The sequence below is a fragment of the Streptomyces sp. NPDC053560 genome (assembly GCF_044544605.1).
Classification (GTDB): domain Bacteria; phylum Actinomycetota; class Actinomycetes; order Streptomycetales; family Streptomycetaceae; genus Streptomyces.
In genome coordinates, this window is sequence record NZ_JBITXI010000010.1 from 1 (window position 1) to 24,753 (window position 24,753).

The following is a 24,753-nucleotide window of genomic DNA, read 5'->3' on the forward strand; positions in this document are numbered from 1 at the left end:
CCATCTTGAAGGAGGCCGGCTACGAGGGCGCCGGGACGTGTGAGTTCCTGGTCGGCCAGGACGGCACCATCTCCTTCCTGGAGGTCAACACCCGCTTGCAGGTCGAGCACCCGGTCACCGAGGAGGTCACCGGCCTGGACCTGGTCCGGGAGATGTTCCGCATCGCCGACGGCGAGGAGCTGGGCTACGACGACCCGCCGGTGCGCGGCCACTCCTTTGAGTTCCGCATCAACGGCGAGGACCCGGGCCGCAACTTCCTGCCCGCGCCCGGCACCGTCACCACCTTCGACGCCCCCGCCGGCCCCGGCGTCCGCCTCGACGCGGGGGTGGAGTCCGGCTCCGTCATCGGCCCCGCCTGGGACTCCCTCCTCGCCAAGCTCATCGTCACCGGCGCCACCCGCCAGCAGGCCCTGCAGCGCGCGGCCCGCGCCCTGGCGGAGTTCACCGTCGAGGGCATGGCCACCGCCATCCCCTTCCACCGCACGGTGGTCAAGGACCCCGCCTTCGCGCCGGAGCTGACCGGCTCCACCGACCCGTTCCAGGTCCACACCCGCTGGATCGAGACCGAGTTCGTCAACGACATCAAGCCGTTCGCCGCGCCGGGCGCCGATGAGGCCGAGGCCGACACCCGCGAGACCGTGGTCGTCGAGGTCGGCGGCAAGCGTCTGGAGGTCTCCCTGCCCTCCTCGCTCGGCATGCCGCTGGCGCGCGCCGCGGTCGCCGGCGGCGCCAAGCCCAAGCGCAAGGCATCAAAGAAGTCCGGCTCCGCCGCCTCCGGCGACTCCCTCGCCTCCCCCATGCAGGGCACCATCGTCAAGATCGCGGTGGAAGAGGGCCAGGAGGTCAAGGAAGGCGACCTCGTCGTCGTCCTCGAAGCCATGAAGATGGAACAGCCGCTGAACGCCCACCGCTCCGGCACCGTCAAGGGCCTGACCGCCGAGGTCGGCGCCTCCCTCACCGCCGGCGCCGTCATCTGCGAGATCAAGGACTGATCCGGAGGAGCGGGGAGGCGACCACGGCGTCGCCCGTACGCAGCTGACCGAGGGGCGCCCGGCCGACCGAGCCGGGCGCCCCTCGGCCGTACGGGCTTCGGCCACGGACCGGGCCGGCTGTTCGGCCACCCGATACCGTTGAGGCGAGTCCTGCCTACGGAAGGGCAGGTACAGGAAGGACGGCGATGGCCACCGAGACGGCGCACACCGATTCCGCACGCCCCATGCGGGCCGACGCGCGCCGGAACTACGAGCGGCTGCTGGCGGAGGCCCGGACGGCCTTCACCGAGCGCGGCACGGACACCTCGCTGGAGGACATCGCGCGCCGGGCCGGTGTCGGCATCGGCACGCTCTACCGCCACTTCCCGGACCGGACCGCGCTGATGGGTGCCGTGTTCCAGTGCGAGGTGGAGGCCCTGCTGGCCCGCGCACGGGAGCTGGGCGACGCGCCGCAGCCCTGTGCCGCGCTGGTGGAGTGGCTGCGCGCGATCATCACGCACGCCAGCACCTACCGCGGGCTGTCGCGCGCGCTGATGGCGGCGCCGGCCGACGAGAACTCCGGGCTGGCCAGATGCAGCCGGCCGATGCGCGAGGCGGGCGGCGTACTGCTCACCCGGGCCCAGCAGTCCGGTGCCGTACGTCCCGATGTGGACATCCGAGACCTGATGCAGCTGACCAACGGCATCGCGCTGGCCGCGGAGGAGTCCCCGGACGACCCGGAACTGGCCGACCGGCTGCTGACACTCACCCTGACCGGCCTGAAGGCCGGCCGGTGAGCGACGTAGTCGTACGGAAGCACGTGCCGAGCGGCTGAGACCCCGCGGTTCTCAGCGCTCAGCGCCGTCGTGGCGCCAGGTCGGCGACCCGGCCCGACTGCGGATCGGGGGCGAGCGCGGCCGAGCGCAGCTGCGGCCCGGCGCCGGCGGGGGAATGGCTGCGCCGCTGTCCCGGCAGTGGTACCTCCCTTCTCGGACCCCGGCGGTCCGCCGCCGGGGTACCTTCCGCACTCCCCTGGCCCTGGGCGGCCGCCGCCGCGGCCCCGCCGGCGACCGTGATCTGCACGCCCTGATCGGCCAGGGCCTGCAGTTCGGTCGCGGCACGGTCGTCGTGGCCGGGCGGTTCGTCCGTCACCAGGCGTGTGATGACGTCGGTCGGCACCGTCTGGAACATGGTGTCCGTACCGAGTTTGGTGTGGTCGGCGAGGACCACCACCTCCGCCGCCGCCTGCACCAGCGCCCGGTCGACGCTGGCGGAGAGCATGTTGGAGGTGGAGAGTCCGCGCTCTGCGGTCAGACCGCTGCCCGACAGGAAGGCACGGGACACCCGCAGCCCCTGGAGGGACTGCTCGGCACCGCTGCCGACCAGCGCGTAGTTGGAGCCCCGGAGCGTGCCGCCGGTCATGACGACCTCGACGCGGTTGGCGTGCGCCAGGGCCTGGGCGACCAACAGGGAGTTGGTCACGACGGTCAGACCCGGGACCCGGGCGAGCCGGCGGGCCAGCTCCTGTGTGGTCGTCCCCGCGCCGACGACAATGGCCTCGCCCTCTTCGACGAAGCTCGCGGCGAGATCGGCGATGGCCGTCTTCTCCGCGGTTGCTAGATGGGATTTCTGCGGGAAGCCGGATTCGCGGGTGAAGCCACCCGGCAGCACCGCACCGCCGTGCCGGCGGTCGAGCAGTCCTTCCGCCTCCAGTGCCCGCACGTCCCGCCGTACGGTCACTTCTGAGGTCTGGACGACGCGGGCGAGCTCACGGAGCGAAACCGCTCCGTTCGCTCGCACCATTTCAAGGATCAATTGGCGACGTTCTGCAGCGAACACGAAACTGACAGTAACGCCAACGACCGTCTGTTTTCAGCAGGTTGCACCAATTATCGGAAGTTGTTCGTCTGCAACACCCGCGAGTGATATAGGGCGGTCGTTCGTGCGAACCCGCCCCCGGCGTGCCGCCGGGCTCACTCCCCGGCGGACTTGCGGGTGTGCAGTTGCCGCGCGACCTCGGCTATCGAGCCGGAGAGCGAGGGGTAGACGGTGAAGGCGCTGGCGATCTGCTCCACCGTCAGGTTGTTGTCCACCGCGATCGATATCGGATGAATGAGTTCGCTCGCGCGCGGTGATACGACCACACCACCCACGACGATGCCCGTGCCGGGGCGGCAGAACAGCTTGACGAAGCCGTCGCGGATGCCCTGCATCTTTGCACGCGGATTGCGCAGCAGGGGCAGTTTCACGACGCGGGCATCGATTTTTCCGTTGTCGACGTCGGCCTGGCTGTAACCGACAGTGGCGATCTCCGGGTCGGTGAAGACGTTCGCGGAGACGGTCTTCAGGTTCAGCGGGGCCACCGCGTCGCCGAGGAAGTGGTACATCGCGATCCGGCCCTGCATGGCCGCGACCGAGGCGAGCGCGAAGACGCCGGTGCAGTCGCCGGCCGCGTACACGCCGGGGGCCGAGGTGCGGGAGACCTTGTCGGTCCAGATGTGCCCGGAGTCCTTGAGCTTGACGCCGGCCTCTTCCAGGCCGACGCCCTCGGTGTTCGGGATCGAGCCGACGGCCATCAGGCAGTGCGTGCCGGTGATCGTACGGCCGTCCGAGAGGGTCACCTCGACACGGTCGCCGACGCGCTTGGCGGAGGCGGCGCGGGAGCGGGACATGACGTTCATGCCGCGGCGGCGGAAGACGTCCTCCAGGACGGCGGCGGCGTCCGGGTCCTCGCCCGGGAGCACGCGGTCGCGGGAGGAGACGAGGGTGACGCGGGAGCCGAGGGCCTGGTAGGCGCCGGCGAACTCGGCACCGGTGACGCCGGAGCCGACCACGATGAGCTCCTCGGGGAGCTCGTCGAGGTCGTAGACCTGCGTCCAGTTCAAGATGCGCTCGCCGTCGGGCTGCGCGTCGGGGATCTCGCGGGGGTGCGCGCCGGTGGCGACCAGTACGGCGTCGGCGGTCAGCGTCTCCTCGCTGCCGTCGGCGGCGGTGACGGTGACCTGGCGGGAGCCGTCCACGGCCTGGCCCGGCTCCAGCCGGCCGCGGCCGCGCATGACCCGGCCGCCGGCGCGGGTGACGGAGGCGGTGATGTCGTGCGACTGGGCGAGCGCGAGGCGCTTCACACGGCGGTTGACCTTGCCGAGGTCGACGCCCACTACGCGCGCGGGGCGGTCGATGTGCGGGGTGTCGTCCTCGACGATGATGCCCAGTTCTTCGTACGACGAGTCGAAAGTGGTCATCACCTCGGCCGTCGCGATGAGAGTCTTCGAGGGCACGCAGTCGGTGAGCACCGATGCTCCGCCGAGGCCGTCGCAGTCGACGACGGTCACCTCCGCGCCGAGCTGGGCGCCCACCAGCGCCGCCTCGTAGCCGCCAGGTCCGCCACCGATGATCACGATCCGGGTCAAGGGATTACGCCTCGCGCTCTCGTATTCCGGCCCAACCGGCGCGGTTCCGGCCGGGGGTCCGGGGGTCGCCCCCCGGGAGATGCAGTACGTACTCATTGTCCCGCACGTGCCTCCCGCGTTCAGCGCGGGGGCCGCCGTACGGACCCGCCGTCCGCGGGAGCGCAGGCCGGACGCGGTGGCCCCGGTGGATCCACGGGACCCGGCCCGCCCTCCCGTACCCTCTGATCCATGTCGCTCTACGCCGCCTACGCCGGCAACCTCGACGCGCGGCTGATGTCCCGCCGCGCCCCCCACTCACCACTGCGCGGCACCGGCTGGCTGAACGGCTGGCGGCTCACGTTCGGCGGAGAGCAGATGGGCTGGGAGGGAGCGCTCGCCACACTGGTGGAGGCACCGCGTTCCCAGGTCTTCGTCGCGCTGTACGACATCGCTCCGATGGACGAGGAGTCGATGGACCGGTGGGAGGGCGTCGGCATGGACATATACCGCCGGATGCGGGTCAGGGTGCACACGCTGGACGGCGACGAGGCGGCCTGGCTGTACGTCCTGAACGGCTACGAGGGCGGGCTGCCCTCCGCCCGGTACCTCGGCGAGATCGCGGACGCGGCCGAGTCGGCGGGCGCCCCGCACGACTATGTGATGGAGCTGCGGAAACGGCCCTGCTGAGGGCGCGCGGGGCCCGGCGGCGCGGGCTCACCACCGCCGGTTCGTAGGAAAAGACGAAACGCACCGTCGCACGTCCGTGATGAGACACATCTACGCGCGTAGGCGATTACCGGCTACCCTCGTCCGCGTGAACGCATCTGTTACCCCGGACCTGGCGAGCGACCCCCGTACCGCCGCCACCGACGCCGCCGACCGCCTGCGCGAGCTGACCGGCGCCGAGACCCACGACGTTGCCCTGGTCATGGGCTCCGGCTGGGCTCCGGCCGCCGAGGCGCTGGGCGAGCCCGAGCACGAATTCCTCGTCACCGAGCTGCCGGGCTTCCCGCCCCCGGCCGTGGAGGGGCACGGCGGCAAGGTCCGCTCGTACCTCATCGGCGACAAGCGCGCACTGGTCTTCCTCGGCCGGACGCATTACTACGAGGGTCGCGGAGTGGCGGCCGTCTCCCACGGCGTCCGTACCGCCGTGGCCGCCGGCTGCAAGACGGTCGTGCTCACCAACGGGTGCGGCGGTCTGCGCGAGGGCATGCGTCCCGGCCAGCCGGTCCTCATCAGCGACCACCTGAACCTCACCGCCACCTCCCCCATCGTCGGCGCGAACTTCGTCGACCTGACCGACCTGTACTCGCCGCGGCTGCGCGCGCTGTGCAAGGAGGTCGACCCGACCCTGGAGGAGGGCGTCTACGCCCAGTTCCCCGGGCCGCACTACGAGACCCCCGCCGAGATCCGGATGATCCGTACGCTCGGCGCCGACCTGGTCGGCATGTCCACCGTCCTGGAGGCCATCGCCGCACGTGAGGCGGGTGCCGAGGTGCTGGGCCTGTCGCTGGTGACCAACCTCGCGGCGGGCATGACCGGCGAGCCGCTCAACCACGAAGAGGTGCTCCAGGCCGGCCGCGACTCCGCGACCCGCATGGGCAGCCTGCTCGGCCAGGTGCTCAGCAAGATCTGACGCGGCCCGGTACGGAACCGGCCGGCGGCCGGTTCCCGCCGTCCGGGCCGGACGCGGGGTAGGGGTGACGAGGCGGGGCGTACGCGGGAACCAGGGCGTACGCCGGTCCGTCCGTAGGGCACCGTGCGCGCGGCGCCAGGTTCGCCGGCGCCGTGCGCGCCCGGCACGGCCTCCCGTGCCCCTCACCCGAGCCCGGTCCGTACCGCACGCGCACCGCACCCACAGGCACCCCTCACGCACCCCACAGGCAGGAGCATCACGTGGCAACCGTCCCCGCGGAGCTGACCGGCCGGGCGAAGGCCTGGCTGGCCGAGGACCCCGACCCCGAGACCCGCGAAGAGCTGGCGAAGCTCATCGAGACCGAGGACACCGACGAGCTGGCGGACCGGTTCGCCGGCACCCTGCAGTTCGGCACCGCGGGACTCCGCGGCGAGCTGGGCGCGGGCCCGATGCGGATGAACCGCGCCGTCGTCATCCGCGCGGCGGCCGGACTGGCCGCGTACCTCAAGGACCAGGGCCACACCGACGGCCTGGTCGTCATCGGTTACGACGCGCGCCACAAGAGCGCGGACTTCGCCCGGGACACCGCCGCCGTCATGACCGGTGCGGGCCTGAAGGCCGCGCTGCTGCCGCGTCCGCTGCCCACCCCCGTGCTCGCCTTCGCGATCCGGCACCTGGGCGCGGTGGCCGGCGTGGAGGTCACCGCCAGCCACAATCCGCCCCGCGACAACGGCTACAAGGTCTACCTCGGTGACGGCTCGCAGATCGTGCCGCCCGCGGACGGCGAGATCGCCGCGCGGATCGACGCGGTCGACTCGCTGGCCGACGTGGCCCGCCCGGACGGCGGCTGGGACGTGCTCGGCGAGGACGTCCTCGCGGCCTACCTGGCCCGTACGGAGGCCGTCCTGACACCCGGTTCGCCCCGCGGCACCCGCGTCGTCTACACGCCGATGCACGGCGTCGGCCGGGACGTGCTCGTCGGCGCGTTCGAGCGGGCCGGGTTCCCGGCGCCGGTGGTCGTGCCCGAGCAGGCCGAGCCGGACCCGGACTTCCCGACCGTCGCGTTCCCCAACCCCGAGGAGCCGGGCGCGATGGACCTGGCCTTCGAGGCGGCCCGTGCGGCACAGCCCGACATCGTGATCGCCAACGACCCGGACGCGGACCGCTGCGCGGTCGCCGTGCCCGCGCCGGAGACCGCGGCGGGCTGGCGGATGCTGCGCGGCGACGAGGTCGGCGCGCTGCTGGCCGCGCACCTGGTGGGCTCGGGCGCGCAGGGCACCGTCGCCACCACGATCGTCTCGTCCTCGCTGCTCTCCCGGATCGCCGCGGCGGCCGGCCTGCCGTACACGGAGACGCTGACCGGCTTCAAGTGGCTGGCCCGGGTGGACGGCCTGCGGTACGCGTACGAAGAGGCGCTCGGCTACGCGGTCGACCCGGCCGGGGTGCGCGACAAGGACGGCATCACGGCAGCGCTGCTGATCACCGAGCTGGCGGCCGTGCTCAAGCGGGACGGGCGCACGCTGACCGACCTGCTGGACGACCTGGCCGTGGAGCACGGGCTGCACGCCACCGACCAGCTCTCCGTGCGGGTGGAGGACCTGTCGGTCATCTCCGACGCGATGCGCCGGCTGCGCGAGCAGCCGCCGGCCTCGCTCGGCGGGCTCACGGTGACCTCGGCCGAGGACCTGTCCCAGGGCTCGGCGTCGCTGCCCCCGACCGACGGCCTCCGGTACACCCTGTCCGGGGCCGGCGAGGTCGCGGCGGGCCGGGTCGTCGTCCGGCCGAGCGGCACCGAGCCGAAGCTGAAGTGCTACCTGGAGACCGTCGTACCGGTCGCATCCCGGGAGGCGCTCCCGGAGGCACGCCGTACGGCCGAAGCGGCGCTCGCCGCGGTGAAGTCCGACCTGTCGGCGGCCGCGGGGCTCTGACGCCGGGGGCGGGCCTCCGGGCCCGCCCCTCCGTAAGCGCGGACGGGTGTATGTCTGAAACGTTCACGCAGGTAAGGGCATGAACGGTGCCCATAGTTCTAGCCGGCGACCGGCGGCAGCGGGTTCGCGACGAACGTTCCCCGCGCCGGACGGGTGACCACAAGCCCAGCGTCTCGAAGGATGCTCAGCGCCCGACGGACAGTGCCCGGACCAACGCCGTAGTCATGGGTCATCGCAAGCTCGCCAGGGAGCCGTGAACCGGGCGGGTATTCACCGCTGCGGATCTTCCGCTCAAGGATTGCGGCCAGTTGCTCATACACGTAGTCGGTTGAGTCGGGGTTGATCTTGTCCACCCTCCGACCGTAAGCCGCTACTCACGACTACGCATTACCTAGCACTACTACCAACCACTACCTACCGCTACCTGCGATCGCATAGGCTTGGCCACCACGAAAACACCCCAGGGCGACCGGGCAAGGGTCGACGCCTGGGGCTGACCGAAGAACGGAGCTTCGGCTGTGCGAAACCTTATCGCTGCGCTTCTCACGTATTTCCTGCCGCCCCAGGGCAGGCGCCGGGCAGCGCCGACCACCCCCGCGCCGACACAGTCGGTACGTCGTCCGCTGTTCATGAACGTCCACGGCGGGACCGTGGACGAACCCTTGCGAGACGCCACCGCCCGTACCGTGGGCGAGGTGCTTCAAGGCGAGGACTCCGCCCTTGTCCGGCCGTATCTCGTGGAATTGGAGCGGCAGCGCGAACACAGGCTTCAGCGGGAACGGCGAACGGCGGCAACGCTCGCGACCATGGGGCTTTATTACCCCTACGACCTTCAAGGGGCGACGGCATGATCACTTGCGGAGCACCCGATCCAGGATTCGGCCCCGGCATTGTCACCGGTGAACTTCGCCGTATGCCGCAGAATGCCGACGGACACGGCGGGTTCTGTCAGCGCGGCGGAGCAGTCGCAGCCATGAGCGATGCACTCGAAGACGACTTGATCGAGTCGGGCGCCGTAGTCCTGGGGCTTGTGCGCGCCATGCTCGACGGTCCCCGGCTGACCGCCGACGAGAGTTGGTACGCGCTGCGCCGGACGGCTGAATGCCTTACGGATGCGCTGAACGTTGCTGAGCTACGCGGCGAACGACTCGCGGCGGCGGACGACTGAGCGGCTTCGCTGGACACAGAAAACCCCTGAGCGCCCAGGGCCCCCTGGCGCTCAGGGGGACTGATCATGGTCTCGGTGGTCCGCGATGAAACCTCACCGCGAAGCCCGAAAACCGTGAGAAGCGATGAAGCGGCCCCGGACCGCGCACGTGCCGGGCCGTACCGCCCGTCCCGGGGCCCCGGGACGGGTACCGGGCGGTCAGAGCGCGAACAGCACCACCAGCGCCACCGCGCCCACCACGAGCGGCGCGATGATCTCGTACGCCCAGCGCACGGCGACGGCGCCCTGCGCCTCCTCGCGCGCCGCATGACGCTCCTGCAGCTCGCGCAGCTCTTCCAGCGAGCGGTCCGCCGCCGCGCGCCGCACCTCCACCGGTTCGGCGCCGCGCGCGGCGGCCCCCGCCGCCTTGGCGGACATCCGGTTGGCGCGCTTGCGCTGGCGCAGCGAGACCGGGATCGACCACAGCTGGTACTTCTTGTCGTCCGCGAAGACCTCGCAGGAGAAGGATGCGCGCAGGTCCTCGACCGATGCCCAGGGCAGCGTGATCGTGCGGAAGGGGTTCCGTACGGTCAGCCGCTCCGCGTTGGCGCGCACCACGGGCCGCAGGGTGTAGGCGATGATCAGCGGCACGCCGAAGAGCAGCCCGGAGACCGCCAGCAGGCGGGTGCGCGGAGTGCCGTTGATCAGCGCGTCGCTGCCCAGCCAGGCGAGGAGCGCGAGCAGCAGGACGCCGCCGACCAGGGCCGCGGGCGACCGGTAGGTGCGGTCCGCGTAGGTCTGCGCGGGCCGGCTGGAGGAGTTGTCCGGGCTCGTCATACCGGCGATTGTGCCCGAGAGTCCGGCATCCGGACGTTGCGGTCCGGCATCGATGGCCGGCCGCCCGGTCCGCCCCCCCCCCGGCCCGGGGCACGGAATCCGCCCGGAATTCCCCGGTACCACCTGGAGGGGTGACACACCGCTACGCGCGTAGATATGCTCCCCTCGTGACCATGCCCACCACTGTTCCCGCATACGGCAAGGAAGCCGCGGGCCGTCTGGCGTCGATGGCGGACGTGACCGCCGACGACCGGGCGCTGCGCCGTTTCCTGCACGGCCTCCCGGGCGTAGACGCCGTCGGGCTGCAAGCCCGCGCCGCCGCGCTCGGCACCCGCTCGATCAAGAACACGGCGAAGGCGTACGCCATCGACCTCGCCGTCTCGATGATCGACCTGACGACGCTCGAAGGAGCGGACACCCCGGGCAAGGTCCGGGCCCTGTGCGCCAAGGGCGTCAACCCCGACCCCACCGACCGCACCGTGCCGCAGGTCGCCGCGATCTGCGTCTACCCGGACATGGTGGCGACGGCCAAGGACGCGCTCGGCGCCTCGGGCATCCATGTCGCCTCCGTGGCCACCGCGTTCCCCGCCGGCCGCGCCGCGCTGCCGGTGAAGCTCGCCGACACCCGGGACGCGGTCGCGGCAGGCGCCGACGAGATCGACATGGTGATCGACCGGGGCGCGTTCCTCTCCGGCCGCTACCTGGAGGTCTTCGAGGAGATCAAGGCCGTCAAGGAGGCCTGCGTCCGCCCGGACGGCAGCGCCGCGCACCTGAAGGTCATCTTCGAGACCGGCGAGCTGCAGACGTACGACAACGTGCGCCGGGTCTCCTGGCTCGCGATGCTCGCGGGCGCCGACTTCATCAAGACCTCCACCGGCAAGGTCGGCGTCAACGCCACTCCCCCGGTGACCCTGCTGATGCTGGAGGCCGTCCGCGACTTCCACGCGCAGCTCGGGGTGCAGGTCGGCGTGAAGCCGGCCGGCGGCATCCGCACGACCAAGGACGCGGTCAAGTACCTGGTCATGGTCAACGAGACGCTCGGCGAGGCGTGGCTGACCGCGGACTGGTTCCGGTTCGGCGCGTCCAGCCTCCTCAACGACCTGCTGATGCAGCGCCAGAAGCTCGGCAGCGGCCGGTACTCCGGCCCCGACTACGTGACGGTGGACTGATCGCCATGACTTTCGAGTACGCACCCGCGCCGGAGTCGCGCGCGGTCGTCGACATCGCGCCGGGCTACGGGCTGTTCATCGACGGCGAGTTCGCCGAGGCGGCCGACGGCAAGGTCTTCAAGACCGTCTCGCCCGCGAACGAGGAGATCCTCTCCGAGGTCGCGCAGGCCGGCACCGCCGACGTCGAGCGCGCCGTGAAGGCCGCCCGCAAGGCGTTCGAGAAGTGGTCGGCGCTGCCCGGTGCCGAGCGCGCCAAGTACCTCTTCCGCATCGCGCGGCTGATCCAGGAGCGCTCGCGCGAGCTGGCGGTGCTGGAGTCGCTGGACAACGGCAAGCCGATCAAGGAGTCCCGCGACTCCGATCTGCCGCTGGTCGCCGCGCACTTCTTCTACTACGCGGGCTGGGCGGACAAGCTCGGCCACGCGGGCCTCGGCCCGGACCCGAAGCCGCTGGGCGTGGCAGGCCAGGTCATCCCCTGGAACTTCCCGCTGCTGATGCTGGCGTGGAAGATCGCCCCGGCGCTGGCCTGCGGCAACACGGTCGTCCTGAAGCCCGCCGAGACCACCCCGCTCTCCGCGCTGTTCTTCGCGGACATCTGCCGCCAGGCGGGCCTGCCCAAGGGCGTCGTCAACATCCTGACCGGCGACGGCTCGACCGGCGCCGAGCTGGTCGCGCACCCGGACGTGAACAAGGTCGCCTTCACCGGCTCCACCGAGGTCGGCAAGGCCATCGCCCGTACGGTCGCGGGCACGGACAAGAAGCTCACCCTGGAGCTGGGCGGCAAGGCCGCGAACATCGTCTTCGACGACGCGCCGATCGACCAGGCCGTCGAGGGCATCGTCAACGGCATCTTCTTCAACCAGGGCCACGTCTGCTGCGCGGGCTCCCGGCTGCTGGTGCAGGAGTCGGTCCAGGACGAGGTGCTGGACGCGCTCAAGCGGCGCATGCAGACGCTGCGGGTCGGCGACCCGCTGGACAAGAACACCGACATCGGCGCGATCAACTCCGCCGAGCAGCTGGCCCGGATCAAGGCGCTGGCCGAGGCGGGCGAGGCCGAGGGCGCCGAGCGCTGGGCGCCGGCCTGCGAACTGCCCGGCGAGGGGTACTGGTTCGCGCCGACCCTGTTCACCGGCGTGACGCAGGCGCACCGCATCGCCCGCGAGGAGATCTTCGGCCCGGTGCTGTCCGTGCTGACCTTCCGTACGCCGGAGGAGGCCGTGGCCAAGGCGAACAACACGCCGTACGGCCTGTCGGCGGGCATCTGGACCGAGAAGGGCTCCCGCAGCCTGTGGATGGCGGGCAAGCTGCGCGCCGGCGTCGTCTGGTCCAACACGTTCAACAAGTTCGACCCGGCCTCCCCGTTCGGCGGCTACAAGGAGTCGGGCTTCGGCCGCGAGGGCGGCCGGCACGGTCTGGAGGCGTACCTGAATGTCTGATCGGCTGAGCGTCTTCAAGACCTACAAGCTGTACGTCGGGGGCAAGTTCCCCCGGTCCGAGAGCGGGCGGGTGTACGAGGTGATGGACTCCAAGGGGAACTGGCTGGCCAACGCCCCGCTGTCCTCCCGCAAGGACGCGCGCGACGCGGTGGTCGCCGCCCGCAAGGCGTTCGGCGGCTGGTCGGGCACCACCGCGTACAACCGCGGGCAGATCCTCTACCGCATCGCGGAGATGCTGGAGGGCCGCCGGGAGCAGTTCGTCTCCGAGGTCGCCGACGCCGAGGGGCTGTCGAAGTCCAAGGCGGCGGCGCAGGTGGACGCGGCGATCGACCGCTGGGTCTGGTACGCCGGGTGGTCCGACAAGATCGCGCAGGTCGCGGGCGGCGCGAACCCGGTCGCGGGCCCGTACTTCAACCTCTCCACGCCCGAACCGACCGGCGTGGTGGCCGTGCTGGCCCCGCAGGAGTCCTCGTTCCTCGGGCTGGTGTCGGTGATCGCGCCCGCGATCGTCACCGGCAACACCGTCGTGGTCGTGGCGAGCGAGCAGGCCCCGCTCCCCGCGCTGTCCCTGGGCGAGGTGCTGGCCACCTCCGACCTGCCCGGCGGCGTGGTGAACGTGCTCTCGGGCCGTACGGCGGAGATCGCCGGCCCGCTGGCCGCGCACCAGGACGTCAACGCGATCGACCTCGCGGGCGTGGCGGGCGACGCGGAGGAGGCGACCGCGCTGGAGACGGCGGCCGCCGACAACCTCAAGCGCGTACGCCGTCCACAGTCTGTGGACTGGGCCGCCGACCCCGGCACCGGCCGCATGCTGGCCTTCCTGGAGACCAAGACGGTCTGGCACCCGATGGGCGTCTGAGCCCGCCGCAGGACGCGCCACAGGGGCGCCCGCGAGCCGTACGGACGGCCGCGGGCGCCCCTGTCGTACATCCGGGGCCTACCCGGGCAGGGCCTGCGTCACCGCGCCCACGACGGGCAGCTGGCCCAGCGCCGCGCCGCTGGACAGCGGCGCGGTCAGACCCGCGGTGCTGATCGGCTTGAAGTCGGCGATCTGGGTGCCGACGGCGTTGTCCGTCGGGTCGCTGCCGGTGCCGGAGAGGGGGTTGAGGTGGAGGTTCTTGACCGTGCCGAGACCGCTGCTGGTGGCCTGCTGGAGCGCGCCGACCGTGGCGCCGGTGGCCGCCCGGATGTCCTCCAGGCTCGCGGGATCCGACTTCCCGTCGGCGGCCGTGGCGGTCGAGGCGCCGGTGGCCAGCGCGGCGCCCGCCATGGACACCGCGAGCCCGGCGCGCAGCAGCCCGCGCGCCGTACGGCTCTGCTGGGGAAGACGTGCGTGAGAGGCCATGAGCACCTGCCTGTGGAGTCCGTCGCGGCGGCGCCGACCGCCGCACCGCCACCGGTGAGCCGATTGTCTGTAATGGGTCGGATGCGCAGCGTAGTTGACTGATGTGTCCACATTCCACCTTGTACGGCCGGGGTAGCTCACACGGGCGAATGCGGGACAATGAGTGCCCGTGAGCTTTCTCCCCAGCGCGCCGCCCGCCCGCGTCATCCTGCTGACCGGCCCCTCCGGCTCCGGAAAGTCCTCCCTCGCCGCCCGCACCGGCCTTCCCGTGCTGCGCCTCGACGACTTCTACAAGGAGGCCACGGACGCCTCCCTGCCGCTGCTTCCGGACGGCGGCACCGACTGGGACTCGCCACTGTCCTGGGACGCGGCCACCGCGGTCACCGCGATCGAGGAGCTGTGCCGTACGGGCCGCACGGCCGTCCCCGTGTACGACCTCGCCGCCAGCGCCCGGACCGGCGAGGAGAAGCTGGAACTGGCGGGCGCGCCGCTGTTCATCGCCGAGGGCATCTTCGCCGCGGAGATCGTCGCGGCCTGCCGGACCGCCGGCGTGCTGGCCGACGCGCTGTGCCTGCGCGGCAGACCGGCCACGACCTTCCGGCGGCGGCTGCTGCGCGACCTGCGCGAGGGCCGCAAGCCCGCCGGGTTCCTGGTGCGCCGGGGGCTGCGGCTGCTGCGCGCCGAGCGGACGGTGGTGGCCCGGCAGACAGCGCTGGGCGCGTACGCCTGCGCGAAGGCCGAGGCGCTGACCCGCATAGCGTCGGCGGGCGCCGGCGCCTCCGACCCCGTACGGAGCTGACGCGAAAGCGCGTTCACCCGCACAGACACGAAGAAGCGGGAACCGGCAGACCCCCCGTCTGCCGGTTCCCGCTTCCTCTTCCCCGTTCCCCCCTGCGTTTCCCCCGTGTCCCCCCGTACCGCGGTCCCCCCGGACCGCTTCCCCCGTGGGTCCCCGCCCTCAGGCCACCAGCTCGCCGAAGGATTCCTCCTGGTCGCGGCCGAAGCTGAGGACGTCGTCCTCGCGCAGCCGCCGCAGCGAACGCCAGATGCTCGACTTCACCGTGCCGACACTGATGTTCAGTATGTCGGCGATCTCCGGGTCCGTCCGGCCCTCGTAGTAGCGCAGGACGAGCATCGTGCGCTGCGTCTCGGGCAGCTTGACCAGCGCCTGCCACAGCACGGCACGCAGCTCGGTGCCGCGCATCGCGTCGTGGTCACCGGCCGTCTCCGGCAGTTCCTCGGTGGGGTACTCGTTCAGCTTCCGCCGACGCCAGGCACTGATGTGCAGGTTGGTCATCGTGCGGCGCAGGTACCCACCGACCGCCCCCTTGTCGCTGATCCGGTCCCACGCCCGGTAGGTCGAGAACAGCGCGCTCTGCAGCAGGTCCTCGGCCTCGTGACGGTCGCCGGTCAGGTGGTAGGCGGTGGCGTACAGGGAGGCGCGGCGCTCCTGGACGTAGGCGGTGAACTCAGCTTCGCTGTCCACCGCCGACGGCGCGGCGCTCCGCTCCTCCGTGGCCTCCCCGTACGTGCGTCCCCCGTCGGTTCCCCCGTCCGCGGCCGGAGCCGCGGTTCCCACGACGGTGTCAACGGCCTCGACCGGCGTCACGAAGAACGCGGCCTGACGCTGACGCCCGGTGCCGCGAGCGCACCCCCGCCCTCCCCCAAGCTCTCGACTGCGCTCGAGCAGGGAGGTACCCCCACCGGCACCGGACTTCTCCCCGGCTCGCACGACATCGTGGAGACGCGTGATTACTGCGCTGTTGGCGGTGCTGTGCAGTGTGTTCATCTCGCGCCCCCCGTCGGTTGAGCCGGCTGGTTCATCTGCTTTCCCGGGCCGTTCTCACCCGGTGCCAGAAACTCTGCCGCGGCAGTTTCATCGCGTTGTCCGCCGACTGTCACAGCCCTGTCACAGGGGGCCGCGTGAGGTTCACAGCGCCTGCTCGCGGCGTACGCCGGGGCGGGTGGGACGGGTGCGGAGAGGGGCGGACGGCCGCCGCCGGTCGAAGTCCGGCCGCGCCATGCGCCAGAATGGCGCACGTGCCTTTCCTGTTGCTGATCGAGGACGACGACGCCATCCGCACGGCCCTCGAACTCTCGCTGTCCCGCCAGGGTCACCGTGTGGTGACCGCGGCGACGGGCGAGGACGGCCTGAAACTGCTGCGTGAGCAGCGCCCCGACCTGATCGTCCTGGACGTGATGCTGCCGGGGATCGACGGTTTCGAGGTGTGCCGGCGGATCCGCCGTACGGACCAACTGCCCATCATCCTGCTGACCGCGCGCAACGACGACATCGATGTGGTCGTCGGACTGGAGTCCGGTGCGGACGACTATGTCGTCAAGCCGGTGCAGGGGCGGGTGCTGGACGCCCGGATCCGGGCGGTCCTGCGGCGCGGCGAGCGCGAGTCGAGCGACTCGGCGACGTTCGGCTCGCTGGTCATCGACCGTTCGGCGATGACCGTCACCAAGAACGGCGAGGACCTGCAACTCACGCCGACCGAGCTGCGGTTGCTGCTGGAGCTGAGCCGCCGGCCCGGTCAGGCGCTGTCCAGACAGCAGCTGCTCCGTCTGGTGTGGGAGCACGACTACCTGGGTGACTCGCGCCTGGTGGACGCCTGTGTGCAGCGGCTGCGGGCCAAGGTGGAGGACGTGCCGTCCTCGCCGACGCTGATCCGCACGGTCCGCGGGGTCGGTTACCGGCTGGACACCCCGCAGTGAGCGAACCGGCCACGGGCCGGCTGCGCGGCGTGGCGTCAGGCCTGCTGCGCTGGACCAGCCTGCGGCTCCGGCTGGTGGTGGTCTTCGCGCTGGTGGCGCTGACCGCGGCGGTCTCCGCCTCCGGCATCGCCTACTGGCTCAACCGCAACACCGTGCTGGACCGTACGCAGAACGCCGCGCTGAAGGACTTCCGTACCCAGCTGGCGGAGCGTACGCGGTCGCTGCCGCTCCACCCGGCCTGCGGGGAACTGCGGGACGCCGCGCGCCGGATGGCCGCCGGGCCGCAGAACTACGACGTGCTGCTGCTCGCCGAGGACGGCGCGGGCCGGACCTGCACCGCCACCACCGACCCTGGCCTGCTGAACCTGAAGACGGTGCCGAAGACGCTCCAGAAGGCCGTGGAGCAGCGGCGCCCCGTGGACGCGTCGAACGAGGCGCCGTACCACCTGTACTGGCAGCGGCAGGAGATCGAGGACGACCCGTACTTCGTGGCGGGTGCGCGGCTGAACGGCGGCGGCCCGACGGGGTACATGCTCAAGTCGCTGGCCACCGAGCGGCAGGACCTGAACTCGCTCGCCTGGTCGCTGGGCGTGGCCACGCTGCTGGCGCTGGTCGGCTCGGCGCTGCTGGCGCAGGCCGCCGCGACGACCGTGCTGCGCCCGGTGCAGCGGCTCGGCACCGCCGCGCGCGAGCTGGGCGAGGGCAAGCTGGACACCCGGCTGCGGGTGACCGGCACGGACGAGCTGGCCGATCTCTCCCGTACGTTCAACCGGACCGCCGAGCGGCTCCAGCAGCGGGTGGAGGAGCTGAGCACGCGGGAGGCGTCCTCGCGGCGGTTCGTCGCGGACATGTCGCACGAGCTGCGCACCCCGCTGACCGCGATCACGGCCGTGACGGAGGTCCTGGAGGACGAGGCCGACGCGCTGGACCCGATGATCGCGCCCGCGGTGCAGCTGGTGGTCAGCGAGACCCGGCGGCTGAACGACCTGGTGGAGAACCTGATGGAGGTCACCCGTTTCGACGCGGGGACGGCCCGGCTGGTCCTGGACGACGTGGACGTCGCGGACCAGGTGACCGCGTGCATCGACGCGCGCGCCTGGCTCGACGCGGTGGAGCTGGACGCCGAGCGCGGCATCATGGCGCGGCTCGACCCGCGCCGCCTCGACGTGATCCTGGCCAACCTCATCGGCAACGCCCTCAAGCACGGCGGCTCGCCGGTACGGGTCTCCATCCGTACGGAATCCGGCGCCGACGGCGACCGGCTGCTCATCCGCGTACGGGACCACGGCCCCGGCATCCCCGAAGAGGTGCTGCCGCACGTCTTCGACCGCTTCTACAAGGCGAGCGCGTCCCGCCCCCGGTCCGAGGGCTCGGGCCTGGGCCTCTCCATCGCCATGGAGAACGCGCACATCCACGGCGGCGAGATCACGGCGGCCAATTCCCACGAGGGCGGCGCGGTCTTCACGCTGCGCCTCCCGCGGGACGCCTCACGGCTCGCGGAGGGCGGCGACGGCGGCCCCGACGCCGAGAACGGCTCCGGCCCCGGGGCGACCGCCGAGCCGCGGCAGCGGAGCGGCGGGAGCGACGGCGACGGCCCGGCGGCGGAGGGCGAGCGATGAGGCGGGCCACGGGCCGGGCGGCCTGGCGGACCGCCGCGGCGCTCGCCCTGCTCACCGCCGTCGCGGGCTGCGGCATCCGCGGTACGTCGGTACCGGTGGACGCGGGCGGCGCGCCCTCACGGGTGAGCTGCAAGGCGCAGGAGGCGGCCGGCGTGCCGGAGGTGCCGGTCGGGGTGCCGGTCCGGATCTACCTGGTGTGCAGCTCGGGGCTGGTGCCGGTGGAGCGGACCGTGTCGCTGCCGAAGGCCGGTACGGCCGAGGACCGGCCTCAGATGGCCCGTACGCTCCTGACCGAGCTGCGGCAGCAGCCGGCGCCCGGCGAGGCCCTGGCGGGCTTCGAGACGGCCGTACCGGAGGACCTGGCGGTGTCCGGGCCGCGGGACGGCGATCCCGAGGACGCGCTGCGGCTGAACACCCGCCCGGAGGACCTGCCGTCGTTCGCGCTCGCACAGCTGGTGTGCACGTACGGGACGCGCATGCCGGTGGACGGGAAGCGGGCCGCGGTGCTCGGCGGCCCGGACGACGCGGCGCCGCGCCACTACGACTGCTCCGACGCCGTCCTCCGCCACCCGGACACCGCCCGGAACGCCGCCTGGAGCAGCGAGCCGGCCGCGGAGAAGGGCTGAGCCCCCGCCCGGCGCCCGCAGCCCCGCTGTGACGGTCCGCACGGAACCGCCGCCGCCGGTCACGGCGTCTGGGCGGGTGTGCAGCATCATGGCCCCGGCACGACGGCCGGTTTCCGTATGCGCGCCGCGGGCTTCGTGCTTCTTCTGGCGCATCTGTCGGTCGTCTACTCGCTGACGCTGCGACCACGGGCGGTGCCCTGGGTGCCCGAGGCGAACCTCCGGCCGCTGGAGACGATCCGCGGCGCGCTGGCGCTGGGCCCCTGGGAAGCCGCGCACCAGCTGGGCGGCGCGGTCCTCCTGATGGCCCCCCTGGGAGTACTGCTCCCGATGGCGGGCGGCCGGCTCACCGCCTCGGCGCTGGGCTCCTTCACCCGTACCGTCTTCACGGGCGCGATGATCGCCTTCGCCGTCGGGCTGCTCCAGAGCACGGTGCCGGGGCGGGTGCCGGACATCGACGTGGTGCTGCTGAACACGCTCGGGATCGCCCTGGCGCACCTGGTGGTCGTCCCTGTGGTCAGGGCCCGGCTACGCCGCCGGGATGACCCGCGGCGGGGGCGTACCCCGACGATCGCCAGGGTCGGGATCGCTCGGCAGGCCGACGTGCTTTCCGGCTCGCGCACCTAGCGTGGAGGCATCGGGTCGCACCGGAAGCGGCCCGGAAACCTACGGAGGAGTCGAGTCCCATGGCCGCCGCACTGGTCCGCCCCCGCAACAACAGGATGATCGCCGGAGTCTGCGCGGGTCTGGCCCGGCGCTTCGGCACGACACCGACGACGATGCGCGTGATTTTCGTGCTGTCGTGTCTGCTGCCCGGTCCCCAGTTCCTGGTCTACCTGGCCCTGTGGATCTTCCTCCCGTCGGAGAAGAAGTACAGCGAAGCCTGGTGAGCCGCGCGCCGCGGCGGGCCCGGCCGGGAGCGCCGGCCGACCGCCCGGCGCCCACCGGCACACAGCGCGCCCCGGTCCGTACGCATCCGTACGGACCGGGGCGCGCTGGTACGCGGTGTCTCAGCCGCCGAGCGGGAGGCCGCCGCCCACGGCCTTGGTGACGCCGCCGGTCGGCAGGCCGCCGAGGAGGTTGCCCTTGGCGTTGGTCTGGCCGCCTTCGTCGGAGGCCGGCGCGGCCTTGCCGGTGACGCTCTGCAGCGCACCGCTGGCGGCACCGGTGACCGGCTCGGCCGCGGTGGCGGCGGAGGCAGTCCCGGCCGCGGTGGCGGCGATGGCGGCACCGAGGGCCGCGGCACCGATGATCTTGACGGTTCCCTGCTTCATCAACTTTTGTCCTCGTGACGGGGGTTTGTCGGCACCCGACGCTAAAGACATGATCGCCGAGGCCGCAAACATCCCACATGCCCGGTTCGCCGCCGTACGAGCAGCGCGGCGTCCTCCGCCCCAGCGCCTCACCGAGCGTCAGGATGCCCTGCTCACGCCGAGTCCGCGCGCCCCTTCGGGAAGAGCCATTCCGACTTCAGTTCGGCGTAACCGGGCTTGATCACGTCGTTGATCATGGCCAGACGTTCATCAAAAGGAAGGAAGGCGCTCTTCATTCCATTGACGGTGAACCACTGCATGTCGTCGAACGTGTACCGGAACGTCTCCACCAGGTGCTCGAATTCGCGCGACATGCTCGTGCCGCTCATCAAGCGATTGTCCGTATTGACCGTCAGCCGGAACTGCAGCCGGCGCAGCAGCCCGATCGGATGCTCGGCATAGGAAGTGGCCGCGCCCGTCTGGAGGTTCGAGGTCGGGCACATCTCCAACGGGATGCGCTTGTCCCGCACGTACGACGCCAGCCGGCCCAGCTTCACCTCGCCGTCATCGTCGACCTGGATGTCGTCGATGATCCGCACGCCGTGGCCCAGCCGGTCGGCGCCGCACCACTGGAGCGCCTGCCAGATCGACGGCAGCCCGAACGCCTCGCCCGCGTGGATCGTGAAGTGGTTGTTCTCGCGCTTGAGGTACTCGAACGCGTCCAGGTGGCGGGTGGGCGGGTAGCCCGCCTCGGCGCCCGCGATGTCGAAGCCGACGACGCCCAGGTCGCGGTAGTGGTTGGCCAGTTCGGCGATCTCCAGGGCGCGGGCCGCGTGCCGCATCGCGGTGAGCAGCGCGCCGACGCGGATGCGGTGGCCGTTGGCGCGCGCCCGCCGTTCGCCCTCCCGGAAGCCCTCGTTGACCGCCTCGACGACCTCTTCGAGGCTCAGCCCCTTCTCCAGGTGCTGTTCGGGGGCGTACCGGACCTCGGCGTAGACGACGCCGTCGGCGGCCAGGTCCTCGGCGCACTCCGCGGCCACCCTGGCCAGCGCGTCGCGGGTCTGCATGACGGCGCAGGTGTGCGCGAAGGTCTCCAGGTAGCGCTCCAGCGAGCCGGAGTCGGCGGCCTCGCGGAACCAGATGCCGAGCTTTTCCGGGTCCGTCTCGGGAAGGCCGTCGTACCCGGTCTCGCGGGCGAGGTCGACGATCGTGGCGGGGCGCAGACCGCCGTCGAGGTGATCGTGGAGGAGCACCTTCGGCGCGCGGCGGATCTGCTCTGCGGTCGGGAGGTTGGTGGTCTCGCTCGTCATTGCCGCACTGTAGCCCCTACGCGCGTAGAACGCACTAGCGATCCGGCCGCGTCTCCCACCCGTCCCGGCCGCCCCGTACGGGCTTCCTCGGCACGCCCGTACGACCGCGGGCACCGCCGCCGCACCGCCGTCCAGCACCGATACGGAACAGTGACCCGTACACGGGGTGGGCCACCGACCCCCGTTCTGCCATCGTTCTGCCCATGGATGGCCGATCGGTGTCCGGGCGCACGGCCCGGCTGGGGAAACGACTGGGCTCGGGTACGGGGACGGCGGACGGCGCGGTGAACGCGGTCGCCGTATTACTGCCCGAGGGCTGCGAGACGAGCACCGCGCGGATCTCGCCGGCGGCCGCGCTGGCGGCGCGCTCACTGGCGACGGCGCTGGCGCGGGCCGGCCGCGGACAGGGGCTGACCACCCATGTCCTGCACTTCCGCTGCCGCGGCTGGAACGGCGAGGCGGCCCACCCGGCGGCGGACGCGGAGTGGGCGGTGACCGAAGTCGTCCGCCGGTACGGCGACGTCCCGGTCTGCCTGGTCGGTACGGGCACGGGCGCCCGGGCCGCGCTGCTCGCCGCCGGCCACCCGGCGGTCAACTCCGTCCTGGGCATCGCCCCCTGGCTCCCGGCCGCAGCGCCGGCCGACCCGGTGAAGCAACTGGTGGGCCGGCGCGTCCTGCTGGTGCACGGCACCAACGACGCGCGCATCGCCCCCGACCTCTCCTTCCGCTACGCCGAGCGCGCCAAGAAGATCAACCGCGACACCTGCCGCTTCGAGGTCCACTCCGACGGCCACGGACTGCACCAGCACCGCGCCGAACTCCGCTCCCTCACCAACGACTTCGTCCTCGGCTCCCTCTTCCACCGCGGCTACTCCCGCCCCGTCCAGGACGCCATGGCCGCACCCCCACCGCTGGGCCTGCGGATGCCGCTGGCGGCGGGTTTCGGGGCGACGCTGGGGAGATGAGCCGGTTCCGCCACCCCTCCCCGCCCTCAGTTCAGCAGTTGTCCCCTGCGGCTCAGAAGGAATTTTTTGAAGGCGGCCACGGGCGGGGTGTCCACGTGGCCGTCGAGCCAGGCGACGCCGATCTCGCGGACGGCGCGGGGCGCGGTGACGGTCAGTTCGACGACGCCGGGGCGCGGGACCGGCGGGGGCGGGAGCAGGGCGACGCCGAGGCCCGCCGCGACCAGGCCGCGGAGCGTCTCGGCCTCCTCGCCCTCGAAGGCGACCTTCGGGGTGAAGCCCGCCTCGGCGCACAGGGCGTCGGTGATGCGGCGCAGACCGAAGCCGGGTTCGAGGGTGACGAACAGTTCGTCGGCGGCCTCGGCGAGCCGGATGCGCTTGCGGACGGCGAGCGGATGGTCGTCGGGCACGACCAGGCGGAGCTTCTGCTCGTCCAGGCGGCGGGCGACCAGCTCGGGCGCGTCCGGGACCGGCGAGGTCAGGCAGAGGTCCAGGTCCCCCGCGCGCAGCCGGTCGAGCATGGCCTCGCCGTAGGTCTGCACGAGCTGGAAGCGGACCTTGGGGTGGTCGGCGCGGAAGGTGCGCAGCAGGCCCGGTACGGTCTCGGAGCCGAGGGTGTGCAGGAAGCCGAAGGCGACCTTCCCGGCGGTCGGGTCGGCGTCGGCGCGTACCGACTCGGCGGCGCGCTCGATGTCGCTCAGCGCGCGCTCCACGGAGGCGAGGAACGCGCGGCCCGCCGGGCTGAGGGACAGGGTGCGGCCGTGCCGGGCGAAGAGCGCGACGCCCAGCTCCTCCTCCAGGCGGACGACGGCGCGGCTGAGGGTCGGCTGCGGCATGCCCAGCTCGTATGCGGCGCGGGTCACGTGCTCGTGCCGGGCCACCGCCTCGAACTGGGCGAGGCGAGGTGCCAGCACCGCCGCCCAGGACGAATCCGGGGTGTCTTTTCTGTTGCGGAGCTGCAACAGAGGACGCTGTGAGCTGTGGTCATGCGACATGGAATCGATTATGGCGTTTCGATGCATTGGACGCATGAACTGCGACGGTCGTACGTTCGGGTCATGCCCTCCGCTGATACCAGGGCGTCCGCCACCACCCGCGCGGACGCCCCTGCCCAGTCGTCCACCACCGTCGATTCCGCCGCGCCCGCTGCCGACCCCGAGGCCGGCAAGCTGCGGCCCGGGGGCCCCGGCTACCGCCGGATGAGCTTCGCGCTCTTCGCGTCCGGCATCTCGACCTTCGCCCTCCTCTACTCCACGCAGGCGCTGCTCCCCGCCATCTCCGACGACCTCGGGGTGACGCCGGACCAGGCCAGCTGGACCGTGTCCGCGGCGACCTTCGGCCTGGCCCTCGCGGTGCTGCCGCTGAGCGCCTGTTCGGAGCGGTTCGGCCGCCGCACGATGATGACGGTGTCGCTGAGCGTCGCCGCCGTGGTGGCGATGCTGGTGCCGTTCGCGCCCTCGCTCGGCGTACTGATCGCCCTGCGTGCAGTCCAGGGCGTGGCGCTGGCCGGCGTGCCGGCCTCGGCGATGGCCTTCCTGGCCGAGGAGGTACGGGCCAAGGCGCTGGTCGCCGCGGTGGGGCTGTTCGTCGCTGGCAACAGCATCGGCGGCATGTCGGGCCGGATCGTGACCGGCTGGGTCGCCCAGGCCTGGGGCTGGCGCGCGGCGCTGGCCGCGGTCGGCGCGATGGCCGTGATCTGCGCGGTGGTCTTCCGGCTGATGGTGCCGAAGGCGCGGCACTTCGTCCCGAAGGCCGTCGGCCCCAAGGCGCTCGGCAGGACCATCCTGGGGCACCTCTCCGACCCGCTGCTCTGCCGTCTGTACGCCATCGGCGCGCTCTTCATGACGGTCTTCGGCGCGGTCTACACGGTGATCGGCTACCGCCTCGTCGGCGAGCCGTTCTCGCTGCCGCAGGGCATCGCGGGCTCGGTCTTCCTGGTCTACCTCGTCGGCACGGTCTCCTCGGCCGCGGCCGGGCGCCTGGTCGGCCGGACGGGGCGGCGCGGGGCGCTGTACCTGGCCGTCGGCACGACGGCGGCGGGCCTGCTGCTGTCGCTGGCGGACGTGCTGATCCTGGTGGTCCTCGGCCTGGTACTGATCACCGCCGGCTTCTTCGCGGGCCACGCGGTGGCGTCCTCTGCGGTCAGCCGTACGGCGAAGACGGCCCGTGCGCAGGCCTCGGCGCTGTACCAGAGCGCGTACTACATCGGTTCCAGCGCGGGCGGTGCGCTCGGCGCGGTGGCGTTCCACGCCGGCGGCTGGGCGGCCACGGTCGCCCTCGGCCTGCTGGCGATGGTCGCGGCGGCGGCGGTCACCCTGTACGCCACGCGCAAGGCGGTCGCGGAGCGCCGCGTCCTCCAGATGCAGAAGGCCGCGTAACGCGGCCACAAAGCCCGGAGGGGCCGCCCCGC

Annotated in this window: 26 protein-coding genes; 17 read left to right on the forward strand and 9 right to left on the reverse strand. The window is 72.2% G+C overall.

Annotated elements, in window-relative coordinates; translation table 11 throughout:
- A partial coding sequence (locus ACIGQF_RS23810) for a biotin/lipoyl-containing protein (RefSeq protein ID WP_399713642.1) occupies positions 1-992 on the forward strand: 992 nt, incomplete at its 5' end.
- A 185-nt stretch (positions 993-1,177) separates the two neighbouring features.
- Positions 1,178-1,768, forward strand: a complete 591-nt coding sequence (locus ACIGQF_RS23815; protein WP_399713645.1) for a TetR/AcrR family transcriptional regulator — start codon at positions 1,178-1,180, stop codon at positions 1,766-1,768.
- A 58-nt stretch (positions 1,769-1,826) separates the two neighbouring features.
- On the opposite strand, the gene ACIGQF_RS23820 is transcribed toward ACIGQF_RS23815, so the two are convergent.
- Complete coding sequence (locus ACIGQF_RS23820; RefSeq protein ID WP_399713648.1) at positions 1,827-2,810, reverse strand: DeoR/GlpR family DNA-binding transcription regulator; 984 nt, start codon at positions 2,808-2,810, stop codon at positions 1,827-1,829.
- Between the two features lie 134 nt (positions 2,811-2,944).
- Complete coding sequence (locus ACIGQF_RS23825; RefSeq protein WP_361559852.1) at positions 2,945-4,381, reverse strand: NAD(P)H-quinone dehydrogenase; 1,437 nt, start codon at positions 4,379-4,381, stop codon at positions 2,945-2,947.
- A gap of 228 nt (positions 4,382-4,609) precedes the next feature.
- On the opposite strand from ACIGQF_RS23825, the gene ACIGQF_RS23830 reads away from it, so the two are divergent.
- The 3 genes from ACIGQF_RS23830 to ACIGQF_RS23840 all read left to right on the forward strand — a co-directional run bounded on the left by ACIGQF_RS23830 (position 4,610) and on the right by ACIGQF_RS23840 (position 7,924).
- Positions 4,610-5,047, forward strand: coding sequence for a gamma-glutamylcyclotransferase (locus ACIGQF_RS23830; RefSeq protein ID WP_030254019.1), 438 nt, complete (start codon positions 4,610-4,612; stop codon positions 5,045-5,047).
- Positions 5,048-5,174: 127 nt separating this feature from the next.
- Positions 5,175-5,996 (forward strand): purine-nucleoside phosphorylase, encoded by an 822-nt coding sequence (locus ACIGQF_RS23835; protein WP_361559849.1) that lies wholly within the window; start codon positions 5,175-5,177, stop codon positions 5,994-5,996.
- A gap of 260 nt (positions 5,997-6,256) precedes the next feature.
- Positions 6,257-7,924, forward strand: a complete 1,668-nt coding sequence (locus ACIGQF_RS23840; RefSeq protein ID WP_399713653.1) for a phospho-sugar mutase — start codon at positions 6,257-6,259, stop codon at positions 7,922-7,924.
- Between the two features lie 98 nt (positions 7,925-8,022).
- Here the strand turns inward: ACIGQF_RS23840 and ACIGQF_RS23845 are convergent, their stop codons facing one another.
- Positions 8,023-8,277 (reverse strand): GntR family transcriptional regulator, encoded by a 255-nt coding sequence (locus ACIGQF_RS23845; RefSeq protein WP_399713655.1) that lies wholly within the window; start codon positions 8,275-8,277, stop codon positions 8,023-8,025.
- A gap of 620 nt (positions 8,278-8,897) precedes the next feature.
- On the opposite strand from ACIGQF_RS23845, the gene ACIGQF_RS23850 reads away from it, so the two are divergent.
- Positions 8,898-9,092: a hypothetical protein gene (locus tag ACIGQF_RS23850; protein WP_399713658.1), complete on the forward strand. Its 195-nt coding sequence runs from the start codon at positions 8,898-8,900 to the stop codon at positions 9,090-9,092.
- A 198-nt stretch (positions 9,093-9,290) separates the two neighbouring features.
- Here ACIGQF_RS23850 and ACIGQF_RS23855 read toward each other — a convergent pair whose 3' ends face one another.
- Entirely contained in the window at positions 9,291-9,908 is a 618-nt protein-coding gene (locus ACIGQF_RS23855; protein WP_399713660.1) for a PH domain-containing protein, read from the reverse strand.
- 173 nt (positions 9,909-10,081) lie between these two features.
- Between ACIGQF_RS23855 and deoC the strand changes: the two genes are divergently transcribed.
- The 3 genes from deoC to ACIGQF_RS23870 are packed head-to-tail and all read left to right on the forward strand — an operon-like array spanning position 10,082 to position 13,372.
- A complete protein-coding gene (gene deoC / locus ACIGQF_RS23860) occupies positions 10,082-11,077 on the forward strand; it encodes a deoxyribose-phosphate aldolase (RefSeq protein WP_399713663.1) in 996 nt (331 codons plus the stop codon).
- Positions 11,078-11,082: 5 nt separating this feature from the next.
- Positions 11,083-12,513 (forward strand): aldehyde dehydrogenase family protein, encoded by a 1,431-nt coding sequence (locus tag ACIGQF_RS23865; RefSeq protein ID WP_399713666.1) that lies wholly within the window; start codon positions 11,083-11,085, stop codon positions 12,511-12,513.
- Positions 12,506-13,372: an aldehyde dehydrogenase family protein gene (locus tag ACIGQF_RS23870; protein ID WP_399713670.1), complete on the forward strand. Its 867-nt coding sequence runs from the start codon at positions 12,506-12,508 to the stop codon at positions 13,370-13,372. The genes ACIGQF_RS23865 and ACIGQF_RS23870 overlap by 8 nt, the downstream gene beginning before the upstream one ends.
- Positions 13,373-13,450: 78 nt before the next feature.
- Here the strand turns inward: ACIGQF_RS23870 and ACIGQF_RS23875 are convergent, their stop codons facing one another.
- On the reverse strand, positions 13,451-13,858 hold the full coding sequence (locus ACIGQF_RS23875) for a hypothetical protein (protein ID WP_361559834.1): 408 nt from the start codon (positions 13,856-13,858) through the stop codon (positions 13,451-13,453).
- A 169-nt stretch (positions 13,859-14,027) separates the two neighbouring features.
- Between ACIGQF_RS23875 and ACIGQF_RS23880 the strand changes: the two genes are divergently transcribed.
- On the forward strand, positions 14,028-14,657 hold the full coding sequence (locus tag ACIGQF_RS23880) for a uridine kinase (protein WP_399713673.1): 630 nt from the start codon (positions 14,028-14,030) through the stop codon (positions 14,655-14,657).
- 159 nt (positions 14,658-14,816) lie between these two features.
- On the opposite strand, the gene ACIGQF_RS23885 is transcribed toward ACIGQF_RS23880, so the two are convergent.
- The gene (locus ACIGQF_RS23885; RefSeq protein WP_399713675.1) at positions 14,817-15,647 is read right to left on the reverse strand and encodes a SigE family RNA polymerase sigma factor; all 831 of its coding nucleotides are present in this window, start codon (positions 15,645-15,647) and stop codon (positions 14,817-14,819) included.
- A gap of 251 nt (positions 15,648-15,898) precedes the next feature.
- Between ACIGQF_RS23885 and afsQ1 the strand changes: the two genes are divergently transcribed.
- The 5 genes from afsQ1 to ACIGQF_RS23910 all read left to right on the forward strand — a co-directional run bounded on the left by afsQ1 (position 15,899) and on the right by ACIGQF_RS23910 (position 19,708).
- Positions 15,899-16,576 (forward strand): two-component system response regulator AfsQ1, encoded by a 678-nt coding sequence (gene afsQ1 / locus ACIGQF_RS23890; protein ID WP_131124765.1) that lies wholly within the window; start codon positions 15,899-15,901, stop codon positions 16,574-16,576.
- A complete protein-coding gene (locus tag ACIGQF_RS23895; RefSeq protein WP_399713678.1) occupies positions 16,573-18,195 on the forward strand; it encodes an ATP-binding protein in 1,623 nt (540 codons plus the stop codon). The genes afsQ1 and ACIGQF_RS23895 overlap by 4 nt, the downstream gene beginning before the upstream one ends.
- A complete protein-coding gene (locus ACIGQF_RS23900; protein WP_399713681.1) occupies positions 18,192-18,821 on the forward strand; it encodes a hypothetical protein in 630 nt (209 codons plus the stop codon). The genes ACIGQF_RS23895 and ACIGQF_RS23900 overlap by 4 nt, the downstream gene beginning before the upstream one ends.
- A 117-nt stretch (positions 18,822-18,938) precedes the next feature.
- Complete coding sequence (locus ACIGQF_RS23905) at positions 18,939-19,445, forward strand: VanZ family protein (protein ID WP_399713683.1); 507 nt, start codon at positions 18,939-18,941, stop codon at positions 19,443-19,445.
- Positions 19,446-19,504: 59 nt separating this feature from the next.
- Positions 19,505-19,708: a PspC domain-containing protein gene (locus tag ACIGQF_RS23910; protein WP_361559818.1), complete on the forward strand. Its 204-nt coding sequence runs from the start codon at positions 19,505-19,507 to the stop codon at positions 19,706-19,708.
- Between the two features lie 120 nt (positions 19,709-19,828).
- On the opposite strand, the gene ACIGQF_RS23915 is transcribed toward ACIGQF_RS23910, so the two are convergent.
- Together ACIGQF_RS23915 and ACIGQF_RS23920 are read right to left on the reverse strand one after the other, a co-directional pair.
- Positions 19,829-20,092 (reverse strand): hypothetical protein, encoded by a 264-nt coding sequence (locus ACIGQF_RS23915; protein WP_361559815.1) that lies wholly within the window; start codon positions 20,090-20,092, stop codon positions 19,829-19,831.
- Between the two features lie 152 nt (positions 20,093-20,244).
- Positions 20,245-21,381 (reverse strand): adenosine deaminase, encoded by a 1,137-nt coding sequence (locus ACIGQF_RS23920; protein WP_399713688.1) that lies wholly within the window; start codon positions 21,379-21,381, stop codon positions 20,245-20,247.
- Between the two features lie 203 nt (positions 21,382-21,584).
- Between ACIGQF_RS23920 and ACIGQF_RS23925 the strand changes: the two genes are divergently transcribed.
- A complete protein-coding gene (locus ACIGQF_RS23925) occupies positions 21,585-22,346 on the forward strand; it encodes an alpha/beta hydrolase (RefSeq protein ID WP_399713691.1) in 762 nt (253 codons plus the stop codon).
- Positions 22,347-22,372: 26 nt separating this feature from the next.
- Here the strand turns inward: ACIGQF_RS23925 and ACIGQF_RS23930 are convergent, their stop codons facing one another.
- Positions 22,373-23,338, reverse strand: coding sequence for a LysR substrate-binding domain-containing protein (locus tag ACIGQF_RS23930; protein WP_399713694.1), 966 nt, complete (start codon positions 23,336-23,338; stop codon positions 22,373-22,375).
- A gap of 63 nt (positions 23,339-23,401) precedes the next feature.
- On the opposite strand from ACIGQF_RS23930, the gene ACIGQF_RS23935 reads away from it, so the two are divergent.
- Positions 23,402-24,721, forward strand: coding sequence for an MFS transporter (locus ACIGQF_RS23935; RefSeq protein WP_399713697.1), 1,320 nt, complete (start codon positions 23,402-23,404; stop codon positions 24,719-24,721).
- The last annotated feature ends 32 nt before the right edge of the window (positions 24,722-24,753 follow it).

What these genes read in the sequence shown, in the direction of transcription:
- ACIGQF_RS23885 (WP_399713675.1), bottom strand. Translation starts at nt 15,647, where the DNA reads ATGAACACACTGCACAGCACCGCCAACAGCGCAGTAATCACGCGTCTC.
- ACIGQF_RS23930 (WP_399713694.1), bottom strand. Translation starts at nt 23,338, where the DNA reads ATGTCGCATGACCACAGCTCACAGCGTCCTCTGTTGCAGCTCCGCAAC.
- ACIGQF_RS23830 (WP_030254019.1), top strand. Translation starts at nt 4,610, where the DNA reads ATGTCGCTCTACGCCGCCTACGCCGGCAACCTCGACGCGCGGCTGATG.
- ACIGQF_RS23875 (WP_361559834.1), bottom strand. Translation starts at nt 13,858, where the DNA reads ATGGCCTCTCACGCACGTCTTCCCCAGCAGAGCCGTACGGCGCGCGGG.
- ACIGQF_RS23815 (WP_399713645.1), top strand. Translation starts at nt 1,178, where the DNA reads ATGGCCACCGAGACGGCGCACACCGATTCCGCACGCCCCATGCGGGCC.
- deoC (WP_399713663.1), top strand. Translation starts at nt 10,082, where the DNA reads ATGCCCACCACTGTTCCCGCATACGGCAAGGAAGCCGCGGGCCGTCTG.
- ACIGQF_RS23855 (WP_399713660.1), bottom strand. Translation starts at nt 9,908, where the DNA reads ATGACGAGCCCGGACAACTCCTCCAGCCGGCCCGCGCAGACCTACGCG.
- ACIGQF_RS23865 (WP_399713666.1), top strand. Translation starts at nt 11,083, where the DNA reads ATGACTTTCGAGTACGCACCCGCGCCGGAGTCGCGCGCGGTCGTCGAC.
- ACIGQF_RS23915 (WP_361559815.1), bottom strand. Translation starts at nt 20,092, where the DNA reads ATGAAGCAGGGAACCGTCAAGATCATCGGTGCCGCGGCCCTCGGTGCC.
- ACIGQF_RS23910 (WP_361559818.1), top strand. Translation starts at nt 19,505, where the DNA reads ATGGCCGCCGCACTGGTCCGCCCCCGCAACAACAGGATGATCGCCGGA.
- ACIGQF_RS23905 (WP_399713683.1), top strand. Translation starts at nt 18,939, where the DNA reads ATGCGCGCCGCGGGCTTCGTGCTTCTTCTGGCGCATCTGTCGGTCGTC.
- ACIGQF_RS23900 (WP_399713681.1), top strand. Translation starts at nt 18,192, where the DNA reads ATGAGGCGGGCCACGGGCCGGGCGGCCTGGCGGACCGCCGCGGCGCTC.
- ACIGQF_RS23850 (WP_399713658.1), top strand. Translation starts at nt 8,898, where the DNA reads ATGAGCGATGCACTCGAAGACGACTTGATCGAGTCGGGCGCCGTAGTC.
- ACIGQF_RS23870 (WP_399713670.1), top strand. Translation starts at nt 12,506, where the DNA reads ATGTCTGATCGGCTGAGCGTCTTCAAGACCTACAAGCTGTACGTCGGG.
- ACIGQF_RS23920 (WP_399713688.1), bottom strand. Translation starts at nt 21,381, where the DNA reads ATGACGAGCGAGACCACCAACCTCCCGACCGCAGAGCAGATCCGCCGC.
- ACIGQF_RS23925 (WP_399713691.1), top strand. Translation starts at nt 21,585, where the DNA reads ATGGATGGCCGATCGGTGTCCGGGCGCACGGCCCGGCTGGGGAAACGA.
- ACIGQF_RS23935 (WP_399713697.1), top strand. Translation starts at nt 23,402, where the DNA reads ATGCCCTCCGCTGATACCAGGGCGTCCGCCACCACCCGCGCGGACGCC.